Raw genomic sequence first — 1487 nt, 5'->3', positions numbered from 1 at the left:
AGAGGCTAACGTTATAGGGACAAGCGAATAAGTGCACATGGTGGATGCCTTGGCGATTACAGGCGATGAAGGACGTAGTAGCTTGCGATAAGCTGCGGGGAGTGAGCAAACACACTTTGATCCGCAGATTTCCGAATGGGGCAACCCACCCTTTTAGGGTATTGCATACTGAATACATAGGTATGCAAGGCGAACGCGGCGAACTGAAACATCTAAGTAGCTGCAGGAAAAGAAATCAACCGAGATTCCCAAAGTAGCGGCGAGCGAAATGGGAAGAGCCTGTACGTGATAGTCGGACCGATAACAGAATCCCCTGGAAATGGGAGCCATAGCGGGTGATAGCCCCGTATGTGAAATCGGACCGGTGGTACTAAGCGTACGACAAGTAGGGCGGGACACGTGACATCCTGTCTGAATATGGGGGGACCATCCTCCAAGGCTAAATACTCGTAATCGACCGATAGTGAACCAGTACCGTGAGGGAAAGGCGAAAAGAACCCCGGAAGGGGAGTGAAATAGATCCTGAAACCGTGTGCATACAAACAGTAGGAGCGGACTTGTTCCGTGACTGCGTACCTTTTGTATAATGGGTCAGCGACTTACATTCAGTGGCAAGGTTAACCGCATAGGGAAGCCGTAGAGAAATCGAGTCCGAATAGGGCGATCAGTCGCTGGGTGTAGACCCGAAACCAAGTGATCTACTCATGGCCAGGATGAAGGTGCGGTAACACGCCCTGGAGGTCCGAACCCACTAATGTTGAAAAATTAGGGGATGAGCTGTGGGTAGGGGTGAAAGGCTAAACAAACTTGGAAATAGCTGGTTCTCTCCGAAAACTATTTAGGTAGTGCCTCAAGTATCACCATCGGGGGTAGAGCACTGTTATGGCTAGGGGGTCATTGCGACTTACCAAACCATTGCAAACTCCGAATACCGATGAGTGCGAGCTTGGGAGACAGACGTCGGGTGCTAACGTCCGGCGTCAAGAGGGAAACAACCCAGACCGCCAGCTAAGGTCCCAAAGATTGGCTAAGTGGAAAACGAAGTGGGAAGGCTAAAACAGTCAGGATGTTGGCTTAGAAGCAGCCATCATTTAAAGAAAGCGTAATAGCTCACTGATCGAGTCGTCCTGCGCGGAAGATGTAACGGGGCTAAGCCAGTCACCGAAGCTGCGGATATGCGTAAGCATATGGTAGGAGAGCGTTCTGTAAGCCTGCGAAGGTGTCTTGTAAAGGATGCTGGAGGTATCAGAAGTGCGAATGCTGACATGAGTAGCGATAATGGGGGTGAAAAGCCTCCACGCCGTAAGCCCAAGGTTTCCTGTTCAACGTTCATCGGAGCAGGGTGAGTCGGCCCCTAAGGCGAGGCAGAGATGCGTAGCTGATGGGAAGCAGGTTAATATTCCTGCACCGTCGTATGATGCGATGGGGGGACGGATCGCGGAAGGTTGTCTGACTGTTGGAATAGTCAGTTTCTGTCTCATAGAAGG

1 rRNA gene is annotated in these 1487 nt (G+C 51.1%); it reads left to right on the top strand.

Annotated elements, in window-relative coordinates:
- Positions 1 to 17: 17 nt before the first annotated feature.
- Positions 18 to 1487, top strand: a 23S ribosomal RNA gene (locus AC0V2Y_RS26555); the annotation flags it as partial.

It is taken from the genome of Janthinobacterium sp. BHSEK (genome assembly GCF_056174685.1).
This window is presented reverse-complemented; position numbering and strand designations above follow the sequence as displayed.